Origin of the sequence: Flavobacterium pisciphilum (assembly GCF_020905345.1) — a bacterium.
Classification (GTDB): domain Bacteria; phylum Bacteroidota; class Bacteroidia; order Flavobacteriales; family Flavobacteriaceae; genus Flavobacterium; species Flavobacterium pisciphilum.
Genome location: NZ_JAJJMO010000001.1, coordinates 4,411,004 through 4,431,057, shown reverse-complemented (window position 1 = coordinate 4,431,057; position 20,054 = coordinate 4,411,004). Strand labels below are relative to the sequence as shown.

Below are 20,054 nucleotides of genomic sequence, written 5' to 3'. Positions count from 1 at the left end.
CAGCTGAGTTCACTGAATTTTATTTGTAGTGAATAACTGGATTAGCTTCTAATAAAAAAATAACTTAATTGTATTCAGAATTTTCTTTGAAAATAAAATTTAAGCCAAATTGAAATGTAGCACTGTTGGCTTTAGTGACATCTCTATATTCCAGAATATTATCGATCATGGCATATAAATTAAACTTCCCAAGAGTGGTTGAAAGCCCAAATCCTATGTTCTTTGAAGTATAGGAATCCACTGTGTAAGTTGCTTTTACTTGTAAATTTTGGAAAAGCGTACGTCTATAAAAAGCTGTTAGTGCAACCAACGGCGTTCTAGGCGTTGACATTACAAACAACTGGGCACCAACGCCATTGAGATATTCAGTTTCTCTGTTTGACTTACAATTGCATTCTTCATCTAACCTATCTTTACCAAAAGAATATTGAATTGAGGAATTAAATTTAACTGGGCGCCAAGTGGTATATTTATTATATAAAGTATCTCTTGGAATTGCCGCTTCAAATTCATCAAATACATTTTCTGGCTTATCAGGATTGGTGAAATTTGGATTCACTCCCTCATATTGATAATACCCTTTATAAGTAAGATTTTCGACTTCTTTGCTATGTCGAATAAAACCAACGTCGATAACACTTGCGGTAAGCTGAATATTCTTTTTAGGATAATAGGTTATCCCCGCATCAAAACCAATTCCATAATTTCCACCCAGAAAAGTTTTGTGTGCAATATCTGAAGCTATACTCCCATTATAATCATCCTCAAGATATTCTGCAATTCCAGAGGATTTCAGCTCTAAATTAGAAGAAATTATTTGGTTATACATTGTTGTATTCGACATTCCTGTATAAATATATCCTGAATTTTTGGTTGAAGTTGCATTTAATCCACTTGAATACAACTTGGCTCTTCCTCCTAAAACTAGCTTATCATTTATTTTTTTATGATACCCCACATGAAAAACTGAAAGCACCTCAGCCCTAACACTTAACTGGCTTAGGTCGAATGATTTTCCGATATATTTTTGATTCCCATCTAACGCCAACAGTGCTAAATCTTTAGGCACATACATAAAAAAGTCAGCTTCTTGATATACTCCAAATGAAAGATATCCTTTATTTTCAAGCCCTCCAAGCTTAAATCCTCCTGAAAATAATTCGATTTGCTCATTAACTGAAACGATATCATTTTTGGACGCTTTATTTACTGCATTTCTCAATTTAGTATTAAAATCAACTCCATTATTTGCAAACAAATCATAAGCAGAAAAACTACTCGAACCAATATTTACTGAGATACCCGACAATAATGGGATTCCAAAATAATACTTATAAGAAACATCTGCACCAGGATTTACAAGTAATGATTGCGGAACTGAGGTAAAGTTATACAAAACCTGCTTGTTCTGCGCTAATCCAGAAAGACTTACCACCAACAACAAAATCAGATAAATTTTTCTCATTTTATTTCGAAGTATAAGGTAGCTCCTGAACGTAATTTTAAATTCCCTGGACTATCTGCTGTTAATGGGATTCCTGCCAGCATCATGACTCTTATCTCAAGCTTGACAGATTTTTTTAATGAATCTAGCGATTCATTTTCGAAAACATCGGTATATTTTACAATATTTGGCGTGTTTGCATAAGCTGGGACATTTATTTTTGTATCATGTACAACCTGATTGTTTTCATCTAAAAAAACAAAGTCAACAATATAAGCTCGTTGTATTGTATTTTCTATTTCAAAATTGAACTCCGCTTTCCTTAAATTGTCTCTAAAAAAACGATCCCCAAACACATCGAAATCTTGTACATCAAAAAAAACATCTTGCTCAGTTCCATTGTCAACAAATTGATTTGCCTTAACATCAAAATAAGTTAAATTGGCAACAAAAACAGGTTCTAATGTAAGATCTTTAGTTTGTTCAAAATCTAAATCGCTCGCACACGAACAAAACAATATCGCAACAATTATTAGCCTAAGAAACCTATTATGGGGGTATGATTTCATTGCAAAATTATTTTAGTTTAATATAGTGCTAACAACGGATTTTAATTATTACTTATTATATATAAAAATTAATATTTACTTAATGATAAGCACCAAACAGTTTTGAGGCTTCATTATAAGCACTTTCAAAACTCATCGCCCTTATATTTGTATTTTGCTTTTGCGCCGTAAAGTAGGATACCATTTTTTCTGTTGGCATATTCCCTGTTAACTTGTCTGTTGCCATCGGACATCCTCCAAAACCCTGAATCGCCCCATCAAAACGGTGACAACCTGCATGAAAAGCTGCATCTATTTTCTCAAACCAAGTGCTAGGTGTGGTATGCAAGTGCGCACCAAACTCTATTTTGGGATATTGTGCAATTAGATTCGAAAATAGATAAGTGATAATATCTGGCGTTGAACTTCCTACTGTATCTGAAAGAGAAAGTGTTTTCACTCCCATTTTAGAGAGTCTCTCTGTCCATTCTCCAACTATCTCAACGTTCCAAGGATCTCCATATGGATTTCCAAATCCCATTGAAAGATAAGTTATTACCTCTTTGTTCTTTTTATCAGCTATTTCTAATATTTCTTGAAGTGTAATTATCGATTCGGCTATAGTTTTATGCGTATTTCGCATTTGAAAATTCTCTGAAATCGAAAATGGAAACCCTAAATATTGAATCTCTTTGTGCTCTGAAGCTATTTCTGCTCCCTTTGTATTTGCTATAATTGCTAACAGTTTACTGGTGGTTTGCGACAAATCTAATTGTGCCAAAACCTCTGCTGTATCTTGCATTTGAGGTATTGCTTTTGGAGAGACAAAACTCCCAAAGTCAATGGTGTCAAAGCCTACCCGCAATAAAGACTGGATATAAGAAACCTTATTCTTAGTAGGAATAAATGTTTTGATACCTTGCATGGCATCTCGTGGGCATTCGATAATCTTAATTTCTTTATTCAAAGCGACTCTGTTTCTAAATGCTAAGTTACAGTCTTTTTTATATAAATAAAAAATATCCCTTTGTTTATTTTATTACCCAAAAACGTAATAATAACAAATATTACACAAAAACGTAATAATAAATAACATTCCTTATCTTTGTAATGTTTTTTATCATGAGTATCAGAAGTTTTACATTTTAAAGCAGAAAGTCAAATTGCTTAATAGATAAACTATAGAATCAAGAAAATTTGAAACAAAAATGGTATTTAATTTTTAATTATATTTGAATATGGTAAGTATAATCACAGGTGATATTATTGGTTCTAGACAGCTACAACCCAAAGATTGGATTGATGGCTTAAAAAAACTTTTTAATCTGTTTGGTAAAAACCCCATAGAATGGGAAATTTATCGTGGTGATGAATTTCAGATAGAAATCAAGAATCCTGAGGATGCTTTATTATCATCTTTATTGATAAAAGCCTATTTAAGAACTTTGAAGCTTGATGCCAGAATGAGTATTGGTTTTGGAGACAAAACACATAAAGCAAAGAAAATATCTGAAAGCAACGGAACTGCTTTTATATACTCTGGGGAGCTTTTTGAAACATTAAAAAAACAAAAAACAACTTTGTCTCTAAAATCTGGAAATGCTGATTTTGACATAAAACTCAATTTGATGTTACGATTAAGCTTAACTTTTATGGATAATTGGCTGGTTCCTGCAGCAGAATTTATCGTAATTGCAATACAGAACCCAACTTTATCACAGGAAGAAATTGGATTAAAACTAGGCATTAACCAAGCTGCTGTAAGTCGAAGACAAAAACGGGCACAATTTGATTTAATGATGGATTTAGACCGCTATTTTAGATCACAAATAAAAGAATTCACTTTATGATAGTATTTGTAAAATTATTTTTGGCTCATTTACTTGGTGACTTTATTTTCCAACCTAATTCATGGGTTATTAATAAGGAGATTAAGAAACAAAAAAGCATTTATTTATATATGCACGCAGCTTTACACGGTATCTTAACTTGGATTTTGGTTGGTGAGCTTTCTTTTGGATGGTATGCGCTTTTATTAGCAATTACTCACGGATTTATTGACTTTTTAAAACTACATTTTCAGAAGACTTCTACCAAAAGAGCTTGGTTTATAGGAGACCAAATAGCCCATTTTATAGTTTTAATTGCAATTGCCCTTTTATACAATCAGCAAAAAATAGATTTACTTGGATTTAACAGCCACTTCTGGATTATTGTAACTGGGGTTTTGTTTTTAACCAAACCAACTTCTATTTGTATTAAAAACCTCATCTCGATTTGGACTCCAGAAAACAACAATGAGGCTGACAATTCTCTTGCCAATGCAGGAAATTACATTGGCATTCTAGAACGTTTATTTGTGTTTTGTTTTATAATGACAGGTCATTTTGAAGCCATAGGTTTTCTATTGGCTGCTAAATCCATCTTTAGATTTGGTGATTTAAAAGAAGCCAAAGATCGCAAACTAACTGAATACGTTCTTATTGGAACTCTTTTAAGTTTTGGAATCGCATTACTTACTGGTCTTATTACTAAAGCAATGACTTTACAAACCTTTATTTAAGATCTCTTTATTAATTGCTTTTATCAAAGCTGGACCTTCATAAATAAACCCTGTGTATAACTGGACTAAACTTGCTCCTGCATTTAATTTCTCAATTGCATCTTGAGCGGTATGAATTCCCCCTACTCCTATGATAGGAAATGCTTTATTACTTTTTTCTGAAAGAAAACGAATTACTTCGGTAGATCTTTTGGTTAAAGGTTTCCCTGACAAACCACCCATTTCTTCTTTATTTATAGACTGTAGTCCTTCTCTAGAAATCGTAGTATTGGTTGCAATTACACCCGCAATTTGCGTAGTTTTAATTATATCTATGATATCCAATAATTGCTCATCTGTTAAGTCTGGAGCTATTTTTAATAAAATTGGCTTTGGCTTAGCATGCGTTAAATTTTTATTTTGCAACGTCTGTAACAATTGAGTCAATGGCTCTTTATCCTGTAAAGCTCTCAAATTTGGTGTATTTGGCGAACTTACATTCACTACAAAATAATCAACATGATTAAACAAAGCATTGAAACAAATGATATAATCATCAACTGCATTCTCGTTAGGAGTTACTTTATTTTTACCAATGTTTCCTCCAATTAGAACTCCTTTATTTTCCTTTAATCGTTCGATCGCCTCAATAACCCCACCATTATTAAATCCCATTCGATTAACAATAGCCTGATCTTCTTTTAAACGAAACAATCTCTTTTTAGGATTTCCCTCTTGTCCTACGGGCGTTACAGTACCTATTTCTATAAATCCGAAACCAAAATCTGAAAGTTCTTTGTATAATTTGGCATCTTTATCAAATCCTGCGGCTAGTCCAACTGGATTACTAAACTTTATTCCAAAAACTTCTCGCTCTAAACGAGAATCATTTACTTTATAAATCGCTTTTATAATCGATGAGACTCCTGGTATTTTTGAAATAAATCTAACAAATGAAAAAGTAAAATAATGAACTTCTTCTGGATCAAACCTAAAAAGTATCGGACGAATAAGCAATTTATACATAAGTGTGTTGTTGTTTTTGTGGCTGCAAATTTAATTATAATATACTAAAACGCACCTAATTTATACAAAAAAACAGCTCGCTAATTTAAGTTGTTTAAAGTTTTTTATTGTAGTTTTATGCCTTAAAATAAAAACCATACTAAATCTATAGAATTAATGAAAAAATTAAACAAATTTTGGATATTCGGAATAGTAGCCAGTAGCGTTTTATTTATTAGCATTGGCTACGCAAAATTCACAAAACCGGCTGTAGAAAATTCAACATTAGATTGCAATCAAATTCAAATAACCTCATCTGAATCTAAATTTGAACCTACAATCGTTAATAAAAAAATGGCTCCATCTAAAGCTCCAAAAGGCATGGTTTGGATTCCTGGAGGAGAATTCTCGATGGGAAGTAATGTTGCAGACGAAAGTTTATGTAGCATAAAAGGAGTTACCAAAGATGCTGCTCTAATTCATCGCGTATATGTAGATGGATATTGGATGGATGAGACAGAAGTTACAAATGAACAATTTGAACAATTTGTAAATGCAACTGGATACATTACAGTTGCTGAGCAAAAACCTACCAAAGAAGAATTTCCTGCAGTTGCCGAAGAAGATTTAATAATAGGTTCTGTTGTATTTACACCTACCTCAACATCTGTAAATCTAGATAACTTTTTACAATGGTGGTCTTACATTGGAGGAACCAATTGGAAACATCCTGAAGGACCTGATAGCACAATAAGAGGCAAAGAAAAATACCCTGTTGTACAAGTTGCTTATGAGGATGCTGCCGCTTATGCAAAATGGGCTGGTAAAAGACTTCCTAGTGAAGCTGAATGGGAATTTGCTGCTAGAGGGGGAAAAACTGGAGAATTATACACTTGGGGAAATACTTTAAAACCAAAAGGAAAATTTCAGGCCAATATATACCAAGGACATTTCCCTATTAAGAACGGTGATACTGGTGAAGACGGATTTAAAGGGATTGCTTCAACAGCACAATTCGCTCCAAATGCTTATGGATTATACGATATGGCAGGAAATGTTTGGGAATGGGTAAATGACTGGTATAGCGCAGACTATTACAAATCATTAGCAGAAAGTGGCAAAGTTACTAAAAACCCTCAAGGACCTGAGATAAGTAATGACCCTTCTGAACCGGACCAGCTCAAAAAAGTGCATCGTGGAGGTTCCTTTTTATGCACCGATCAATATTGCACTCGATATATGGTAGGCACCAGAGGAAAAGGCGAAATACGCTCTCCAGCAAATCACCTTGGCTTTAGATGTGTAAAAAGCATTTAAAAAATAAAATTAGTAAGAAAAGAATCCAATTATAAAACAACATCCTTTTTGTTTACTTCAGGATGTTTTTAATCTAAAATAAGACAGCTAAAAAAATTGTCTATATTTGCTAAAAAAATAAAAAAATGCAACATATTATAGATCGATTTATTAGTTATGTAACAATTGATACAGAGTCTGATCCAAATTCACAAAATACTCCTAGTACTGCAAAGCAATGGGATCTTGCTAATAAACTAGCCGAAGAACTAAAAAGCATCGGAATGCAAGATGTTACTATAGATGACAAAGCTTATATCATGGCTACTTTACCAAGTAATGTAGAACATGCTGTTCCTACTATTGGCTTTATTTCTCATTTTGACACTTCTCCTGATTTTACAGGAGCGAATGTAAAACCTCAAATTGTTCCTAATTATGACGGTAAAGACATTGTACTGAATGCTGAACAAAATATTATTTTATCTCCAAGTTACTTCAAAGATTTATTACAATATAAAGGGCAAACCTTAATTACAACTGACGGAACTACATTACTAGGTGCAGATGATAAGGCTGGAATTACAGAAATTGTATCTGCAATGGAATTCCTAATTCAAAACCCTGACATTAAACACGGTAAAATTAGAGTTGGATTTACTCCTGATGAAGAAATCGGTCGTGGTGCACATCATTTTGATGTAGAAAAGTTTGGTGCTGAATGGGCTTATACAATGGACGGAAGTCAGATTGGGGAGCTTGAATACGAAAACTTTAATGCTGCTGGAGCAAAAATTATCTTTAAAGGTAAAAGTGTACATCCAGGTTATGCCAAAGGAAAAATGATTAACTCAATGCTTATCGCTAATGAGTTTATTAATGAACTACCTAAAGGAGAAACTCCTCAAGAAACTAAAGGATACGAAGGTTTCTTTCACGTACATCATATAACTGGAAGTATCGAAGAAACTGTCTTAGAGCTTATCATTAGAGATCATAGTGCTAAAAAATTTGAAAGACGTAAAAAATTGATTGAGAGAATTACTAAAAAAATCAATCATAAGTTTGCTAAAAAATTCGGAGAACCAATCGTAATTGCTCAAATAAATGATCAATACTACAATATGAAAGAAAAGGTTTTACCTGTAAAGCATATTGTTGATATTGCAGAAAAAGCAATGAAAGAATTAAACATTAAACCACTAATAAAACCAATTAGAGGTGGAACTGACGGTTCTCAATTATCATACATGGGATTGCCTTGCCCAAATATTTTTGCTGGTGGTCATAACTTTCATGGTAAATACGAATATGTTCCTGTGGAAAGCATGCAAAAAGCAACTGATGTTATTGTGAAAATTGCTGAAATGACTGCAATTCCTGGAATATTTGATGCGCCAATAAAGCCTACAAAAAAGAAATAATTCTAAATAACAATACTGTATTTAGATAAAAGATATTTTAAATTAAACCACCTGTAAAAACTTTTTACAGGTGGTTTTTCTTTTAATTCATATTACAAAAATAACAATAGTCCCTGCCCTATAATTTACCCTAAAATAGTTTCAATAGCTTGTAATTCATCTTGAGTAAAAGCAAGATTTTGCAAACTATCAATATTATTATTTAACTGTCCTACTGAACTCGCACCGATTAGAACTGATGTAACACGGTTGTCTTTTAACAGCCAAGTCAATGCCATTTGTGCCAAAGATTGATTTCTCTTCTGAGCAATCTCATTCAAGGCAATTATCTTTTGCACTTTTTGTTCTGATATTTCTTTAAGTTGCAAATTCCCGTTTGGATTTGATGCTCTAGAATTCTCTGGAATTCCTTTTAAATATTTATCAGTTAAAAGCCCTTGCGCCAAAGGTGAAAATGCAATACAACCTACTCCTTTTTCCTCTAGGACATCAAGTAAACCTGCTTCTGGCTCTCTAACAAACATCGAATACTTTACCTGATGTATTAAACATGGTGTTCCTAATTGTTTTAAAATTGCAGTTGCTTCTCTGGTTTGCTCTGCATTATAATTGGATATTCCCGCATATAAAGCTTTCCCACTCCGTACAGCATAATCTAATGCCATCATCGTTTCTTCTAAAGGCGTTTCAGGATCAAACCGATGCGAATAAAAAATATCCACATAATCTAGTTTCATACGTTTTAAACTCTGATCTAAACTTGACAATAAGTATTTTCGAGAACCCCAATCGCCATACGGTCCATCCCACATGGTATAACCTGCTTTGGTAGAAACTACAATTTGATCTCTTAAGTTTCCCTGAAAATTATGCCATAGTATTTTTCCAAAATTTTCTTCGGCTGAACCTGGAACTGGCCCATAATTATTAGCTAAATCAAAGTGCGTTATCCCCTTATCAAAAGCTTCTTTAATGATACTTTCTCCATTCTCAAAATTATCTACTGAACCGAAATTATGCCATAATCCCAAAGAAATCTGCGGTAATAATAAGCCGCTTTTTCCACATCTGTTGTATTTCATTTTATTGATTTAGAAATTGAAAGTTTAAGAATTTATGACTAATTAAGGTATAAATTCTACTCCTGTAAAAATAAGAAATCGAAAGTATTATACAATTATTTTATACTAATTGAAATACTTTCGATTTATAGTTTTGTTCTTTTGGTTATTCACAAGAATATCCAAAAAAAATCTTTATGAATTCATCCTATCTTCTAATTCATGTAGCTTTTCTGGGATATCATGTATTTTTTTGAGCTTGAAAGAAAAATAAATATAAAAAGCTCCAATTGCAATAAAAGCAAAAGCTGTCCAATATACTAGTGAAAGCCCTGCAAAAATAGGGTTCCACAATAATATAAATGAAAATATAATTCCTAAAATCCCTAAAACCAAAAGATTTCCCCAATCTGGTACTCGATAACTCTTTAAATCAAAAGCAATAACTATAGCCATTATTGAACGGAATAAAATAACAAATCCTACGTATAATGGAAGTATGGTAATCGAAATTAACGGATTAGAAATTAGCAATATCCCAACTACCAATCCTAAAATTCCTGATGCTAATGTCCATCCCCAATTATCTATTTTTTTTCTGTTTGAAAGCGCAAAAATGATCTCAAAAACTCCGCTAGCCAAAAATGAAATACTAAAAAGAAACGCAAGAGTTAAATATGCTGCTAGAGGTGTTATAAAAGACCAAACTCCTATTCCAACAAAAAGCAACCCCACTAATAATGGAATGTACCAATAATCAATAGCTTTTTTTACTTTTTTAAATAAAGAATTTTCCATAAAGTATATTTTAAATCATGCTTACTCTATTAAGTTTTCAGCTTACCTTTAATCATCAACCTTTTCCTAAAGCATTCTTTTATATAATTTGCTTTATTTCGAAGTCTCTCAAAGATAACAAATAAAAAACTTATTTGTAAAAATTAACTCATAAATACCCCATGCTATTCATGACAAATAAGTTTTTTTGTTTCCACATTCCTACTAGTTAGTTTCTATTCTGAGATAAAACAAGAAGCAGGCAAATTAGCCTTATTAAATAAATTAGACTGAATTGTGTTTCCCCATGCAAAACGAACTTTTACAGGAACATTAACCTTTTTACTTTCCAACCACACTTCGTTATTTTTAATTTCAGCTTTGGCTGGATAAAAAACCTCATCAATTCCAGCTATTTCAAATTGCTCCTCTTTTTTATCTTTAAAATACAATCCATCAGCATAATCAAAAGAAACTATAACTTTATTCTCTTCTAGTCTAATTGCTTTATAAAGTGGACTATTTACCAAATCAGTAATGGTTTTATAAGTATTTAATAAAGTAAGATCTGCCAGACGGATTCCAACCGTTTTTTTATCTGTTGGATGAATTTCTTTCACATCACTAATATCACTTATTACTACCATTCCTGTATTAGAAACTTCTTTCAAAACTTTGCGTTGCGCATCTCTCACGGCAACATTCAAAAAATTATTCCTTCCTGTTTTATTAGGAGCAATTTGTACAAAATAAAATGGAAAATCTTCTTGCCATACTTTTCTCCAAGAGTTAATTAGAGCCGATAGTGTTTTATCATAAATTGTAGACCCCACATTTGATTCTCCTTGATACCAAATTGTCCCTGCAATCTTAATCCCTGTTATTGGATGAATCATCGCATTATAGGCACGTCCAGGTTGTCTAGGTTCATATCCTTGTTGGTTGAACATTTTTGCACTTTCTGCTAAAAGAGGATCATTTACAACCACTTCTTCTGGCATCCAAATCTCAGCAGGAGTCCCTCCCATACTTGAAGATATTAAGCCTATGGGGATATTCTTTAAATTTTCTTGTAGCCGTTTAGCAAAAAAATAACCAACTGCGCTGAAGTCACTCATGGTTTCTGGTGTCGACTCAACCCAATTTCCTGATAGATTATTTTGTGGTGTTGCAGCTGTTAATTGTTGAACTGCAAAAAAACGAATATTTGGATTAGTAGCATTTTTCACTTCCTCATCCCTATTATCGATTCCCCAGCTTGCAGCCATTTCCATATTAGATTGTCCTGAACAAAGCCAAACTTCTCCTATAAGAATATTTTTCAGAACTACTTCGGTATCTCCTTTTACACTAATTGTATAAGGCCCTCCTCCTTCAAGTGTTTTAATCACGAATTCCCATTGCCCATGATCGTTGGCAATGACTTGATATTCTTTATTATTCCAACTCGATATTAGTTTGATTTCTTCATTTGGATTTGACCAACCCCAAATGGTAACTTCTGCATTGCGTTGCAACACCATGTTATCCCCAAAAATAGTAGGAAGAGAAATTTTTGTCATCATAGTACTTGAAATCATCTGAATGAAAGCAAACTTAAATATATTATTTTTCATTTAGTAGCTTTAAAGAAAGGAACATCCTTCATTACTAAAATTCATTACTTACCAGTCATTTCTTTGATATTTAAAAACAACCACATATCTTTATAAATTAAATCATTTCTCTACTCAAAAAATGAAATTCACTATTTATATATTTACTATTGTAGTTCTATTTTCATCATTTAGGATAAAAAAAGAAGAAAAAATTACAATAAATCAAACTCAAGAAACACAATCAATAATAGACAGAGATTCTATTATTACCTATTCTAAACAATATCTGGGAACTCCTTATTTATATGCTAGCAATAACCCAAAAAGGGGATTTGATTGTTCTGGTTTCGTTAATTATGTTTTTAAATATTTTGATATTAATTTACCTCGAAGCTCTGGTGCATATAAAAATTTAGGTAAAGCAAAATCTCCGGAAGACTTTAAGGTGGGAGATATTTTAGTATTTTATGGTTACAAGGACAGAAAAAATATAGGACACCTTGGAATTATTTGTGAAGCCAATGGTATGAAGTCAAAGTTTATACATGCCTCATCTGGAAAAGTAAAGAGTGTAATAATTAGTGCTCTAGACTCAAACCACTACAGCAATCGTTTTTATAAATGCATTAATGTATTACCTAAATAAATTAATTGCTAGGCAATAACTATCAAAAAAAAACTCCAAACAAGTTAACTTGTTTGGAGTTAAGACATTATAACTTACTACTTTTATAAAACTATTCCTTTTAATGTAAGCACTTTTGGTGTTGTCTCTGCACTTGTTACTACTGTAACAGTTTTAGAAAAAGCGCCTTTGCTAGCAGCATTGTATGTTGCTGTAATTTTTGCCGATTTCCCAGGAAGAATCGGCTCCTTTGTGTAATTTGTTGCAGTACACCCACAAGAACCTTGAACACTTGTAATAACTACAGCTGTTTTTCCTGTGTTTTTAAATTCAAAATCAATTTCCTTTGGTACATTCAGTGGTATTTGCCCGACATCGATAGTTTCTGCTTTCCATGTAATTGATCCTGCAAATGCAGTAGCTTTTGCTACTATAGATTCTACTGGAGCAACTGCTGAGAAAGACATTAATCCTAAAGTTAATACTAATAATAATGGTCTGATAATTTTCATAATTTTAAATTTTAAGTTATTATTTGGTTTTGTTATTTTGAACATTACAAATGTATACCTGATAAAAATAAAACGCTGTTAAGTGATTTCAAATGTTTGTTAATGACTTGTTAATCGTTATTTTTAAAGATATTTTTGATTAATATTACACCTTGTAAATTATATTTAAGTGAAAATAAACAGACTCAACAGCGTTATTCTTCTGGGTTTTATAGCAATCATCGGCATACTAGTCGCACAATTACTATGGACCAAAGAAGCTTTTACCCTTGAGCAGAAAAAGCTAAACCAGAAAACACATATTGCATTACTTGAAGTAGCAAAAAAACTACATGAAAGTAGTAGCAACGAATTGCCTGCGCAAAGTCCTATCCAAAAAATATCCAATGACTATTATGTTGTAAATATTGAAAATGATTTTGAACCTGATATCTTAGAATTTTATTTAAAATCGGAATTCAAAAAAATGAATATTACAACCGATTTCGAATATGCTATGTACAATTGCCAGAGCAACGAAATGATTTATGGAGATTATGTTTCTTTATCCAAAAAATTAGACAAGAAACAATCTGTTCATTTCCCAAAGCATAAAAATCTGGTTTACTATTTTGCCGTACGTTTCCCTAATGAGACCAGTTATATCTTCAGTTCAATGCGCTTTTGGCTTGTGCTTTCGATAATGCTTATTATCATTTTACTGATTTATATCTATTCGATTTTCATGCTTTTACAGCAAAAGAAATATTCTGAATTACAACGTGATTTTATTAATAATATGACGCATGAGTTTAAAACTCCTTTGGCTTCTATTTTAATCGCATCTAATTATTTGATTAAACAAAATCCGATTAAAGAAGATAAGAAACTCGAAAAATATACAGAAATCATCATCAATCAAAGTGGTAAATTAAACAACCATATCGAGAAGATTTTAAGTATTGCAAAATCTGATTATACCCCATTAGAACTTGAACTGAAAAATATTCCTATTATCCCAACCATTGAGGAAACAATAGAAAATATCAAATTAAAATACCCTGATACAGATATAAAAATCGAATCAGATTCTAAAAACTATACTATTGTTGCCGATATTTTTCATTTTACAAACATCGTTTATAACCTCCTTGATAATGCAATAAAATATTGCGATACCAAACCCGAAATTATAATTCGTCTAGCTACAGAAAACCAATTCTTAAAAATTGCTTTTATAGATAATGGGATAGGAATTGCAAACAAAAACATTTCTTTTATTTTTGATAAATTCTACAGAATTCCAAATGAAAAAAGCACCCAATCAAATGGCTTTGGATTAGGCTTGTATTATGTGAAAAAGATTTGCAACTTGCATCAATGGAAAATCAATGCTACTAACAATCCTAAAAAAGGGATTACCATAACCATATCAATTCCATATAAAAAATGAGTATCTATAAAATTCTTTACACTGAAGATGATGAAACTTTAGGTTTTCTTACCAAAGACAACCTAGAACAAAACAACTACGATGTAACTCATTGTTGCGACGGAGAGTTAGGCTTGGAAGCATTTAACAAAGGTAATTTTGACATTTGCATTTTGGATATTATGATGCCTAAAATAGATGGTTTTGAACTCGCTACCGAAATAAGAAAAAGCAACTCTGATATTCCTATCATCTTCCTTTCGGCCAAAACTCTAAAGGAAGATAGAATAAAAGGGCTTCGATTAGGAGCTGATGATTATCTTGTAAAACCTTTTAGCATTGAAGAATTACTCTTGAAAATCGAAATCTTTTTAAAGCGTTCGCATAAAAACGATTCTATAGATAAATCAGTTTATAAAATTGGGAAATACCATTTTGACACTAAAAACTTTATCCTTTTTAATGAAACTGAAAAAATTGGTTTAACACAGCGCGAAGCTGAATTATTAAAATTATTTCTTGACAATAAAAATTCAGTTTTAAAAAGAGAGCAAATTTTAACTTCGCTTTGGGGGGATGATGATTATTTTATGGGTCGAAGCCTAGATGTTTTCATTTCACGTTTACGTAAAATTTTAATAAACGAACAAGGAATATCTATAGAGAACCTACACGGAATTGGTTTCCGATTTACAATCTAATTCTTGCCCAAATTTATAGAATTTTGTATTTTTAATATCAAATACTCCAGATATGAAATTGCATCATTTACGTAATGCCACATTGGTTATTGAAACTGAGAAGCATGTTATTTTGATTGACCCAATGTTGGGCAAAAGAAAGACTATTGCTCCTTTTAGCATTTTTCGTTACAAGCCAAGAAGAAATCCGCTTACCTTTCTGCCAAAAAACAGCAGAGAAATTTTAAGCAAAGTTACCCATTGCCTGATTACTCATTCACACATAGATCATCTAGATAAAGCAGGTGAAATTTTCTTAAGAAGAAAATCAATTCCTGTAATTTGTAATATCAAAGATGAGAATGCGCTCTCTAAAAGAGGCTTAACCGTTATTCAAGCTCTAGATTATTGGAAACCTCAACGTTTTTTAGACGGAAAAATAACAGGTATACCTGCTATTCATGGATATGGATTCATTACAAAACTAATGGGAAATGTAATGGGTTTTTATATCGAACTCCTTAATGAAAAATCGGTTTACATTAGCTCAGATACTATTTTTACTGAACATGTTCAAAAAGTATTAACTGAATTTAAACCTGATATCGCAACTATTGCCTGCGGTACAGCAAGACTAGATATTGGACAGCCATTATTAATGAGAATGAATGATATTATAAAATTTATTGCTCTTGCACCAGGTAAAGTCTTCGCAAATCATTTAGAAGCTTTAAATCATTGCCCAACCACTAGAAAAGAATTAAGACTTGCTTTAACTGCTAATAATCTTTTATCAAAAACTTCGATTCCTAATGATGGTGAATGCATTGAGTATTTATAAAACCAACAATCCAAATTCTCTTAAAGTATTCACTGGTTTTGAATACCAAAACAATTCGAAGTCTTCAAAACTAGTCTCAAAATCGGCTTTGATTTCCTGAAAATTATAGGTTTTAGTTTTTGCTACTGAAATTTTCTGTAGTATTTCAACTAGCCATTCTCCTTCGTTTTTATTGGTCTGAATACTAAAACTTTCTTTTTTATCATGAAAAGTAAGCGTTAGCATTTCCCATGAGTTTCCTTTCTTAGATTTTGTAAAAGATTCTGTGAAAGGCTTCCCTCCTAACCAAACAATTTTGGCAGTAGGTTTTATATTAAAATCTTCTGATTCCTGTAAAGCATCATAAATAAAATCAGATCCAATTTTAGTTTTTGGGATTTTAAAATCAAACCAGTCTTGAAGTTCATAATCAAAACAAATTCCATGCATGAAATTGAATAATGATTTCTTCAACCCAAAACTAAATTTATCGTGATTGATTCCTGTAGAATCTGTATAGTCGATGTCATTATTTGCAAAAGTTCCGATAGCTTCTGTTGCCTTTTTTACACCAAATTTTTCTGGATACATTCCTACTGGGCTATGTGCAGTCATAGCAAACTGATGCCAAAATCCAGATTGTAAAACACCTGCTTCAAATAACTGACGTACCATTTCAAGGCTATCTACTGTTTCCTGAACCGTTTGTGTTGGATATCCGTACATTAAATACGCATGAACCATAATACCTGCTTCCGTAAAATTACGTGTTACTTTTGCTACTTGTTCTACTGTTACCCCTTTATCTATTAATTTCAATAATCGATCTGAAGCAACTTCTAAACCACCTGAAACGGCAATACAACCCGAAGCTTTTAACAACAAACATAAATCGGCTGAAAAACTTTTCTCAAAACGAATATTGGTCCACCAAGTTACAGCTAACTTCCTTCGAAGAATTTCCAGTGCCAAAGCACGCATAAGTGCTGGCGGAGCAGCTTCGTCCACGTAATGAAACCCATTTTGCCCTGTTTGTTCCATCATGTCTTCCATTCGGTCACATAACAAACTAGCTGCAACAGGTTCATAAACCTTTATATAATCTAATGATATATCACAAAACGTACATTTTCCCCAATAACAACCGTGAGCCATTGTGAGTTTATTCCAACGTCCATCGCTCCACATACGATGCATTGGATTGACAATTTCTATAACTGAAATATACTTATCCAAAAGCAAATCGGAATAATCTGGTGTTCCAACTTGAGATTGTTTATAATCTTGTTTTAGGGAATTATTTTTATAAACGACTTCTTCATTTTCTAACAAAAAAGTTCGTTTATATGAATTAGTTTCAGGATTTTCAATACTCGAAATTAATTCTTCAATTGGTACTTCACCATCATCCAAAGTAATAAAATCGAAAAACTCAAAAACTCGTTTATCAGAAAGCGAACGCAATTCTGTATTTGGGAAACCTCCACCCATAGAAATTTTAATTTCAGGATAATGCTGTTTAACCCATTGTGCTGATCTAAATGCACTATATAAATTCCCTGGAAAGGGAACAGAAATTAAAAACAAAGTTGGTTTTACTGATTCTATTCGTTCTTTCAAAATAGAAATTAAAACCCCATCAATATAAGTTGGCTCTTGTTGTAAAGCTTGGTACAATTCATCAAAAGAATTAGCACTGCGCCCAAGACGTTCAGCATAACGGCTGAAACCAAAATTCTCATCGACACATTCCACTATAAAATCTGAGATATCTTCAAGATATAATGTTGCCAAATGCTTCGCCTTATCCTGTGTTCCCATTGTTCCAAAAGCCCAATCTAGCTCTTCTAATTGTACAAAACGAGAAGCCTCAGGCAAGAAATCTTCCTGACAAATTTGTAATGCTAATGTTGGATTCTTTCCTTGTAAAAAAGCAATTACAGCATCAATAGTTTTAAGATACTCGTCTTGTAATGCAAAAATACGCTTGGAGTTATCTGAGATTTCAGAAACTTCAAACTTCAAACTTGACACTTCAAACAAATCTGCTAATCCTTTCTTCGAAAACAATTCTAAAATCACTTCAATACCCAAATCGGCTTGAACCGATTCTACATTTTTAGTATTCAGAAACCCTTTAATATAAGCAGTTGCTGGATACGGTGTATTCAGTTGAGTAAATGGAGGCGTGATTACAAAAAGCTTAGTTTTCAAGGCGGTATTATTTTCTGCAAAAATACGGGATATTTATAATGTTTTTGCAAAAAGATTTAGTTCCTGTTTTTCAAGCAAAAACCCTTCAAGAATAATTACTGAAGGGTTTACGTTATTTATCACTCTCTATAATTAAAACTTATGCTCTTTTTTACTGATCAATAATAAGGATAACATCGAAATAAAAGCTGCTATACTCAGATAAAAACCTACATAAGTCAAATTATAAGTACTCGCTAGCCAAATTGCAATCATTGGAGCGAACGCTGCACCTAAGATTCCTGCCATATTAAAAGTCAATGAAGCCCCTGAGTAACGAACAGCTGTAGGAAATAATTCAGACAGAAACGTTCCTAAAGGTCCATAAGTAAATCCCATCAAGGCCATTCCGAGACATAAAAAGAAAGTAACCATAGCTGAACTTCCTGAATTTAGAAAATAGGAAAAGAAAAAACCAAAAACAGCAATAGCTCCCGTAGTTATAATCAATATTTTACGACGACCTATTTTATCTGCAACTACCGCAGAAATAGGAATAAATAAAGCAAAGAACAATACCGAAAATAATTGAATCAATAGAAAATCTCTTTTAGCATATCCCAAATCAGAAGTTGCCCAACTCAATGTAAATACAGTCATTAGATAAAACACCAAAAATGTTGTTATAGCCGCAAGTGTTCCAAAAATTAATTGGTTTTTATAGGATTTAATTAAAGTAAAGAATGGAATCTTTACTTCTTGCTGTTCTTTTTTAGAATTTTCAAAAGAAGGTGTTTCTGTAATTTTAGTTCGAATATAAAACCCTACTACAACCAAAAGTGAACTAGCAACAAAAGGAATTCTCCATCCATAATTCATAAAATCCTCATTACTCATCGAATCCGTTAGTAATAAAAAAGTACCTCCTGAAAGTAGCAATCCAATAGGTGCTCCTAATTGTGGAAACATTCCATACCAAGCACGTTTATTTGGTGGTGCATTTTCAATAGCCAGTAACACAGCTCCTCCCCATTCGCCTCCTAATCCAACGCCTTGTCCAAATCGGCATAACATCAATAATAAGGGAGCCACAACACCAATACTAGCATAACTTGGTAAAAAGCCAATGGCTACAGTCGAGATACCCATAGTCAACAATGCTGCAACTAAGGTAAATTTACGCCCGATTTTATCTCCATAATGTCCAAAAAATGCTGAACCCAAAGGACGTGATAAAAAAGCAATAGAAAAAGTAGCTAATGATTCTAAAGTTGCCATAGTAGAATCTGAACTTGGAAAAAATAACTGTGGAAAAACCAATACCGCAGCATTAGCATAAATATAAAAATCAAAAAATTCGATTGTGGTGCCTATTAAACTGCCAAAAAGAACATGTTTTGTAGAATTTCGTTTATTGGAATTGTCTTTCATATGATTCAATATGTGTTTTAAGAAAATAGCATGTAAAAATGAGCCTAATTCCCGAAAGTAACAAATTTTTATCTGCAAAATTAAAATAACATTGTGAAAAACTTAAAATAAAAAAGGATATCGTTATGATATCCTTTTCTAGTATTATTTCTTCTTTTTCTTCAGCATTTTATCTTTTTTAGAAACCTTACTAACTTTTTTATTCAATCTTTTTTCGGTTTCGTCCATACCATAATCATAGTCAGAATTTAAAGTTTCAAGTTTTGTTTCTTTCAATACTTTTAGTGCCTTCTTAAATTTCTTCTGACTTTCTAAAAGCAATACTTTCTTAAGAAGAATCTCTACTTTATTAATTCCTTTAATGGTCAATGCAAAATCAATTAACTTCGTTGCTTCCTCGTAATCTTCATTTAAAACTAAAGTATAAATGTAATAGGAATACACTTCGATTGCATTAATATTAATTGAAATAGCCTGTCTAAAATATTCTTTAGCTTCATCATATTTAAACAAATGGTTGCTTAATACCTGTCCATATAAACATAATGCCATAGTATTTTTATCATCATATGACAACGCATAATCTAATGATTCGATGGTTTCTTCCAGCGAGTATGGGTAATTATCTAGTGCTTGAAAAAGATATTTATCTACTGTTTTCATAATTTATCTTATTTAGGAATTCAA

Annotated in this window: 19 protein-coding genes; 8 read left to right on the top strand and 11 right to left on the bottom strand. The window is 32.2% G+C overall.

What is annotated here, in order from left to right; genetic code table 11:
• Positions 1 to 64 precede the first annotated feature (64 nt).
• From LNQ49_RS18820 to LNQ49_RS18810, 3 genes are all read right to left on the bottom strand, one after another.
• A complete protein-coding gene (locus tag LNQ49_RS18820; RefSeq protein ID WP_229990548.1) occupies positions 65 to 1,465 on the bottom strand; it encodes a DUF5723 family protein in 1,401 nt (466 codons plus the stop codon).
• On the bottom strand, positions 1,462 to 2,013 hold the full coding sequence (locus tag LNQ49_RS18815) for a hypothetical protein (protein ID WP_229990547.1): 552 nt from the start codon (positions 2,011 to 2,013) through the stop codon (positions 1,462 to 1,464). The genes LNQ49_RS18820 and LNQ49_RS18815 overlap by 4 nt, the downstream gene beginning before the upstream one ends.
• A gap of 79 nt (positions 2,014 to 2,092) precedes the next feature.
• Positions 2,093 to 2,959, bottom strand: a complete 867-nt coding sequence (locus LNQ49_RS18810; RefSeq protein WP_229990546.1) for a hydroxymethylglutaryl-CoA lyase — start codon at positions 2,957 to 2,959, stop codon at positions 2,093 to 2,095.
• 271 nt (positions 2,960 to 3,230) lie between these two features.
• Between LNQ49_RS18810 and LNQ49_RS18805 the strand changes: the two genes are divergently transcribed.
• On the top strand, positions 3,231 to 3,842 hold the full coding sequence (locus LNQ49_RS18805; RefSeq protein WP_229990545.1) for an RNA polymerase sigma factor sigma-70 region 4 domain-containing protein: 612 nt from the start codon (positions 3,231 to 3,233) through the stop codon (positions 3,840 to 3,842).
• Complete coding sequence (locus tag LNQ49_RS18800; RefSeq protein WP_229990544.1) at positions 3,839 to 4,555, top strand: DUF3307 domain-containing protein; 717 nt, start codon at positions 3,839 to 3,841, stop codon at positions 4,553 to 4,555. Before LNQ49_RS18805 ends, LNQ49_RS18800 begins: the two co-directional genes overlap by 4 nt.
• Here LNQ49_RS18800 and LNQ49_RS18795 read toward each other — a convergent pair.
• Positions 4,538 to 5,560, bottom strand: a complete 1,023-nt coding sequence (locus LNQ49_RS18795; RefSeq protein WP_229990543.1) for a quinone-dependent dihydroorotate dehydrogenase — start codon at positions 5,558 to 5,560, stop codon at positions 4,538 to 4,540. The two genes, LNQ49_RS18800 and LNQ49_RS18795, sit on opposite strands and share 18 nt — an antisense overlap.
• A gap of 156 nt (positions 5,561 to 5,716) precedes the next feature.
• On the opposite strand from LNQ49_RS18795, the gene LNQ49_RS18790 reads away from it, so the two are divergent.
• Complete coding sequence (locus LNQ49_RS18790) at positions 5,717 to 6,856, top strand: formylglycine-generating enzyme family protein (RefSeq protein WP_229990542.1); 1,140 nt, start codon at positions 5,717 to 5,719, stop codon at positions 6,854 to 6,856.
• A 125-nt stretch (positions 6,857 to 6,981) separates the two neighbouring features.
• A complete protein-coding gene (gene pepT, locus LNQ49_RS18785) occupies positions 6,982 to 8,259 on the top strand; it encodes a peptidase T (RefSeq protein WP_229990541.1) in 1,278 nt (425 codons plus the stop codon).
• A gap of 125 nt (positions 8,260 to 8,384) precedes the next feature.
• Here pepT and LNQ49_RS18780 read toward each other — a convergent pair whose 3' ends face one another.
• From LNQ49_RS18780 to LNQ49_RS18770, 3 genes are all read right to left on the bottom strand, one after another.
• Positions 8,385 to 9,341 (bottom strand): aldo/keto reductase, encoded by a 957-nt coding sequence (locus tag LNQ49_RS18780; protein WP_229990540.1) that lies wholly within the window; start codon positions 9,339 to 9,341, stop codon positions 8,385 to 8,387.
• A 174-nt stretch (positions 9,342 to 9,515) separates the two neighbouring features.
• Positions 9,516 to 10,118, bottom strand: a complete 603-nt coding sequence (locus tag LNQ49_RS18775) for an HdeD family acid-resistance protein (protein WP_229990539.1) — start codon at positions 10,116 to 10,118, stop codon at positions 9,516 to 9,518.
• A gap of 215 nt (positions 10,119 to 10,333) precedes the next feature.
• Positions 10,334 to 11,713, bottom strand: coding sequence for a sialate O-acetylesterase (locus LNQ49_RS18770; protein WP_229990538.1), 1,380 nt, complete (start codon positions 11,711 to 11,713; stop codon positions 10,334 to 10,336).
• Between the two features lie 121 nt (positions 11,714 to 11,834).
• Here LNQ49_RS18770 and LNQ49_RS18765 point away from each other — a divergent pair, with 121 nt between their 5' ends.
• Positions 11,835 to 12,341 carry a C40 family peptidase gene (locus LNQ49_RS18765; protein WP_229990537.1) on the top strand — a complete coding sequence of 169 codons (507 nt, stop codon included), beginning with the start codon at positions 11,835 to 11,837 and terminating at the stop codon, positions 12,339 to 12,341.
• An 83-nt stretch (positions 12,342 to 12,424) separates the two neighbouring features.
• Here LNQ49_RS18765 and LNQ49_RS18760 read toward each other — a convergent pair whose 3' ends face one another.
• Positions 12,425 to 12,832 (bottom strand): DUF1573 domain-containing protein, encoded by a 408-nt coding sequence (locus tag LNQ49_RS18760; protein ID WP_229990536.1) that lies wholly within the window; start codon positions 12,830 to 12,832, stop codon positions 12,425 to 12,427.
• A 169-nt stretch (positions 12,833 to 13,001) separates the two neighbouring features.
• On the opposite strand from LNQ49_RS18760, the gene LNQ49_RS18755 reads away from it, so the two are divergent.
• From LNQ49_RS18755 to LNQ49_RS18745, 3 genes are read left to right on the top strand one after another with little or no spacing between them, the layout of a single operon-like run.
• Positions 13,002 to 14,264 carry a sensor histidine kinase gene (locus tag LNQ49_RS18755; RefSeq protein ID WP_229990535.1) on the top strand — a complete coding sequence of 421 codons (1,263 nt, stop codon included), beginning with the start codon at positions 13,002 to 13,004 and terminating at the stop codon, positions 14,262 to 14,264.
• A complete protein-coding gene (locus LNQ49_RS18750) occupies positions 14,261 to 14,944 on the top strand; it encodes a response regulator transcription factor (RefSeq protein ID WP_229990534.1) in 684 nt (227 codons plus the stop codon). Before LNQ49_RS18755 ends, LNQ49_RS18750 begins: the two co-directional genes overlap by 4 nt.
• A 52-nt stretch (positions 14,945 to 14,996) precedes the next feature.
• On the top strand, positions 14,997 to 15,764 hold the full coding sequence (locus tag LNQ49_RS18745) for an MBL fold metallo-hydrolase (protein WP_229990533.1): 768 nt from the start codon (positions 14,997 to 14,999) through the stop codon (positions 15,762 to 15,764).
• On the opposite strand, the gene LNQ49_RS18740 is transcribed toward LNQ49_RS18745, so the two are convergent.
• The 3 genes from LNQ49_RS18740 to LNQ49_RS18730 all read right to left on the bottom strand — a co-directional run bounded on the left by LNQ49_RS18740 (position 15,759) and on the right by LNQ49_RS18730 (position 20,030).
• On the bottom strand, positions 15,759 to 17,957 hold the full coding sequence (locus tag LNQ49_RS18740; protein WP_229990532.1) for a B12-binding domain-containing radical SAM protein: 2,199 nt from the start codon (positions 17,955 to 17,957) through the stop codon (positions 15,759 to 15,761). The two genes, LNQ49_RS18745 and LNQ49_RS18740, sit on opposite strands and share 6 nt — an antisense overlap.
• Positions 17,958 to 18,089: 132 nt before the next feature.
• A complete protein-coding gene (locus LNQ49_RS18735) occupies positions 18,090 to 19,367 on the bottom strand; it encodes an MFS transporter (RefSeq protein WP_229990531.1) in 1,278 nt (425 codons plus the stop codon).
• 144 nt (positions 19,368 to 19,511) lie between these two features.
• The gene (locus LNQ49_RS18730) at positions 19,512 to 20,030 is read right to left on the bottom strand and encodes a hypothetical protein (protein ID WP_229990530.1); all 519 of its coding nucleotides are present in this window, start codon (positions 20,028 to 20,030) and stop codon (positions 19,512 to 19,514) included.
• Positions 20,031 to 20,054: the final 24 nt, after the last annotated feature.

Excerpts from the sequence above, each read along its gene's own strand:
- LNQ49_RS18730 (WP_229990530.1), bottom strand. The coding sequence starts at position 20,030 with ATGAAAACAGTAGATAAATATCTTTTTCAAGCACTAGATAATTACCCA.
- LNQ49_RS18750 (WP_229990534.1), top strand. The coding sequence starts at position 14,261 with ATGAGTATCTATAAAATTCTTTACACTGAAGATGATGAAACTTTAGGT.
- LNQ49_RS18790 (WP_229990542.1), top strand. The coding sequence starts at position 5,717 with ATGAAAAAATTAAACAAATTTTGGATATTCGGAATAGTAGCCAGTAGC.
- LNQ49_RS18805 (WP_229990545.1), top strand. The coding sequence starts at position 3,231 with ATGGTAAGTATAATCACAGGTGATATTATTGGTTCTAGACAGCTACAA.
- LNQ49_RS18775 (WP_229990539.1), bottom strand. The coding sequence starts at position 10,118 with ATGGAAAATTCTTTATTTAAAAAAGTAAAAAAAGCTATTGATTATTGG.
- LNQ49_RS18780 (WP_229990540.1), bottom strand. The coding sequence starts at position 9,341 with ATGAAATACAACAGATGTGGAAAAAGCGGCTTATTATTACCGCAGATT.
- LNQ49_RS18745 (WP_229990533.1), top strand. The coding sequence starts at position 14,997 with ATGAAATTGCATCATTTACGTAATGCCACATTGGTTATTGAAACTGAG.
- LNQ49_RS18800 (WP_229990544.1), top strand. The coding sequence starts at position 3,839 with ATGATAGTATTTGTAAAATTATTTTTGGCTCATTTACTTGGTGACTTT.
- LNQ49_RS18735 (WP_229990531.1), bottom strand. The coding sequence starts at position 19,367 with ATGAAAGACAATTCCAATAAACGAAATTCTACAAAACATGTTCTTTTT.
- LNQ49_RS18760 (WP_229990536.1), bottom strand. The coding sequence starts at position 12,832 with ATGAAAATTATCAGACCATTATTATTAGTATTAACTTTAGGATTAATG.
- pepT (WP_229990541.1), top strand. The coding sequence starts at position 6,982 with ATGCAACATATTATAGATCGATTTATTAGTTATGTAACAATTGATACA.
- LNQ49_RS18795 (WP_229990543.1), bottom strand. The coding sequence starts at position 5,560 with ATGTATAAATTGCTTATTCGTCCGATACTTTTTAGGTTTGATCCAGAA.
- LNQ49_RS18770 (WP_229990538.1), bottom strand. The coding sequence starts at position 11,713 with ATGAAAAATAATATATTTAAGTTTGCTTTCATTCAGATGATTTCAAGT.
- LNQ49_RS18820 (WP_229990548.1), bottom strand. The coding sequence starts at position 1,465 with ATGAGAAAAATTTATCTGATTTTGTTGTTGGTGGTAAGTCTTTCTGGA.
- LNQ49_RS18815 (WP_229990547.1), bottom strand. The coding sequence starts at position 2,013 with ATGAAATCATACCCCCATAATAGGTTTCTTAGGCTAATAATTGTTGCG.
- LNQ49_RS18765 (WP_229990537.1), top strand. The coding sequence starts at position 11,835 with ATGAAATTCACTATTTATATATTTACTATTGTAGTTCTATTTTCATCA.